Annotated in this window: 3 protein-coding genes; 2 read left to right on the top strand and 1 reads right to left on the bottom strand. The window is 65.7% G+C overall.

Annotated features, from left to right (window positions below; translation table 11 throughout):
- Window positions 1–869 (bottom strand): LacI family DNA-binding transcriptional regulator (locus EOA28_RS29105; RefSeq protein WP_148670915.1); only part of this gene is annotated, 869 nt, incomplete at its 3' end.
- 146 nt (window positions 870–1015) lie between these two features.
- Here EOA28_RS29105 and EOA28_RS29100 point away from each other — a divergent pair.
- Together EOA28_RS29100 and EOA28_RS29095 are read left to right on the top strand one after the other, a co-directional pair.
- Window positions 1016–2047, top strand: a complete 1032-nt coding sequence (locus EOA28_RS29100) for a hydroxyacid dehydrogenase (RefSeq protein WP_127252452.1) — start codon at window positions 1016–1018, stop codon at window positions 2045–2047.
- Window positions 2048–2287: 240 nt separating this feature from the next.
- Window positions 2288–3502: an ROK family transcriptional regulator gene (locus EOA28_RS29095; protein ID WP_127386432.1), complete on the top strand. Its 1215-nt coding sequence runs from the start codon at window positions 2288–2290 to the stop codon at window positions 3500–3502.
- Window positions 3503–3506: the final 4 nt, after the last annotated feature.

Here is a 3506-nt window from a genome sequence, read left to right as displayed (position 1 = left end):
GTCACCTGCATCCATTCGGCGTCGTCGAAGCCGACCAGCGAGATGTCGTTCGGGCAATGCCAGCCGCGCCGGCGGAATTCGGACAGCGCCACAAGCGTGCCCTTGAGCAGCAGCGAATAGACAGCGGTCGGCCGCTCGCCCCGACCGAAATAATCGCGCAGCGACGATCGCAGCGGCTCGACGCTGACCTCCGACGTGATCACGTCGATGCGGATGGACGGGTCGAGCGCCAGCGCCTGGGTGCGAAAACCCTCCAGGCGAGCGCGCACGGTTGCCGCGCCTTCGGCGAGACCGATGATCAGGATGTGCTTGTGGCCCTTGCCGACCAGCATCCGCGCAACCTCGGCGCTGGCGGCGGCGCTGTCGGCTGAAACGGTATCGAAAGCATCGTCGGACAAGACGCGGTCGATCAGCACGCCGGTCATGCCGTTGGCTTTCATGAAGGCGGCCGCCGGCCCGTGCTCGTTGCGCACCGGCGCCAGCACCACGCCGGCAACGCGCCAGTCATGCATGCGGGCCAGGATCTCCTTCTCGCGCGCTTCCGATTCACGGCTCGACGCCGCGACCAGCGTGTAGCCGCGCTGCTCGGCAAGGCCCTCCAGCTCGGTGACCATCTGGCCGAAGAACTCGCTTTCAAACTCGGGCATGATGGCGCCGATGATGCGGCGCTTGGCCCTGCGCATGTCGGAAGCTAGTGGATCGACGCGATAGGCCAGACGCTCGACGGCATCGAGGACGCGCTGCGCATTTTCGGGCTTCACCGTGGTGACACCGGCCAGCACCTTGGAGACAGTGGCCGCGGACACGCCGGCATGGCTTGCCACGTCGTGGATCGACGGACGCCTCTGCCGGGGTCCCTGTTGCGCCATTGACCTCCTCCCGAGGGCATGCAGTCGATTTTCTGCCTTGCTATTCTAACCGATAAATCGATTTTTCGTTCTTGTAAATCGTTTCATCGTGGATAAGACTCGAAGATGTGATTGACGCGATCCAATCGTGTCCCGGGAGGAAAATCATGTCCGACAAGACCTTGCCGCTGGTGATCAGCGTGCCCGAACCGCGCACGCTAGACCTTATCTTCACTCCGCCGCAACTGGCGCGCCTGCGCAGCCATTATCGCATTGTCGAGACCACGCCGGAAGGCATCGCAAAGTTGCCGCCGGATGTGCTGGCCGAAGCGCGCTACATCGTTGGCCAGCCGCCCATCGCCTCGGAAACGCTGCAAAAAATGACGGCGCTGCGCTGCATCTTCAACGTCGAGACCAACCTCCTCAACAACATGCCCTATGAGACGCTGTTCGCGCGCGGCATCCATGTCGTCACCACCGGTCTTGTCTTTGCCGAACCGGTGGCCGAGCTCGGCCTGGCAATGGCGCTGAATCTGGCCAGAAACATCGTCGATGCCGATCTCGCCTTTCGCGAGGGCAAGGAACTCTGGGGCGGCGACGGCAACCAGACCGCGCGGCTTCTCTCCGGCGCAGATGTCGGCATCATCGGCTTCGGCGACCTCGGCCGTGCGCTCAACCGCCTGCTGACCGGCTTCCGCACCCGCACCAAGGTCTACGATCCGTGGCTGCCGCCGTCGATCCTGGTCGACAATGGCGTCGAGCCGGCCTCGCTGGACGAGGTGCTGTCGCAAAGCGATTTCGTCTTCGTCGTCGCTTCCGTCACCAGCGAGAACCAGGGTTTTCTCGGCGCCGACTCTTTTGCCAAAATGCGCCAGGGTGCCGCCTTCATCCTGCTCAGCCGCGCCGGCGTCGTCGATTTCCAGGCGTTGATGCAAGCGGTGAAGAGCGGCCACATCGTCGCCGCAAGTGACGTGTTCCCGGAAGAGCCGCTGCCCAAGGACCATCCCGTGCGAGCCCTCCCCGGCTTCCTGCGCTCCGCGCACCGCGCCGGCGCGCTGGACGTCGCCTTCAAGCGCATGGGCGACATGGCGCTGGAAGATATGGACCTCGTCGATCGCGGCCTGCCGCCGCTGCGCTCCAAGCGGGCGGAGCGTGAGACGGTGTCGAGGATGCGCTCCAAGCCGGTCGACAGGAACTGAGGCTGGCTCGACTCGCTGACCACCCAGCACGCGCGTGTTCGGGACCGGCTTGATCGCTCGCTTCCGCCGGCCGACCTATGAGCAATCCTGATTTCGCCGCGGTTGCCCGGTCGGTGCAGCAGCTGGCGCCCCAGTAAATCACCCCCTTCCGTTTGCGGTCTCCGACAATGCGACGTGATCGTTGACAAGACGTCGTTTCACTAATAAGTTCGGTGACAGAACGAATTAATCGAGGCGCATGTGAGCGACCTGCCGCGTATTTCCCGCCAGTTCTCCCAGCGCTCCGTCATGGAGGCGATCGTCCAGGGCGGACCGATCTCGCGGGCCTCGATCTCGAAGCTCACCGGCCTGTCAAAGCAGACGATCTCGGAGATCGTGCGCGGGCTCGAGCAGGAAGGCTGGGTGCAGGAGACGGGCCGCACCAGCGGCCATGTCGGCCGCACCGCCGTCACCTATGAGCTCGTCCACGACGCCGCCTACATCATCGCCGTCGACCTGGGCGGCACCAAGGTGCGGGTGGCGCTGACCGACCTCGCCTGCCAGATCTTCGCCGAGGCGGCGACGCCGACCGATCCGCGCGGGGGCCAGTTCGTCATCGACCAGATCGCGGCGCTTGCCTTCCAGGCGGCTGCCCGCGAGCGCATTCCCCGCAAGAAGATCCGCCTTGCCGTCATCGGCGCGCCGGGCGCGCCCGACCCCGCGACGGGCCGCATCCTGCTTGCGCCCAACATTGCCGGCTTCGACGCCATGAATGTCCTCGACGCCTTCGAAAAGGCGCTCGGTGTCGCGGTGATGATCGAGAACGACGTCAATCTCGCCGTGCTCGGCGAGAATTGGCTTGGCCAAGGCCAGGGCATCGACAATCTTGCCTATATCGCGCTGGGCACCGGCGTCGGCAGCGGCCTGATGCTGGGCGGGCATCTGGTGCGCGGCGCCACCCATGCGGCGGGCGAGATCGGATTCATGCCGATCGGCGCCGATCCGTTCGCGGCTGAATCGCTGCGCACCGGCGCTTTCGAGCGAGCGGTGGCGACGCACGCGATGACCGAACGCTACAGGTCCCTGACCGGCGCCCAGGTCGCGGTTCCGGCGATCTTCGAGAATGCGGCGACGGGCGACAAGGCGGCGATTACCGTGCTCGACGAAACGGCGCGTTACCTGGCGCAAGGCATTGCGGCGATCGCCGCCGTCGCCAATCCCGAGAAGGTCATACTGGGAGGTTCGATCGGCCTCAGGCCGGAGATCCTCTCGCGCGTCAAGGACTTGATGCCGCTGTGCTTCCCCTACCCCGTCACCGTCGAGGCCGGCGAGCTGGGCGCGCGCGCCGCGCTGATCGGCGCGGCCGCCATCGGTCTCGGCCAGTTGCACAATACGCTGTTCGGCGTCGACGCGCCGGACGGCCGGATCTCTCTCCCCACCGCCCAGGCGGCTGCCTTGAAGGAGGTCGTGCTGTGACCGC

Source organism: Mesorhizobium sp. M2A.F.Ca.ET.067.02.1.1, from assembly GCF_004023285.1.
Lineage (GTDB): Bacteria > Pseudomonadota > Alphaproteobacteria > Rhizobiales > Rhizobiaceae > Mesorhizobium.
This window is presented reverse-complemented; position numbering and strand designations above follow the sequence as displayed.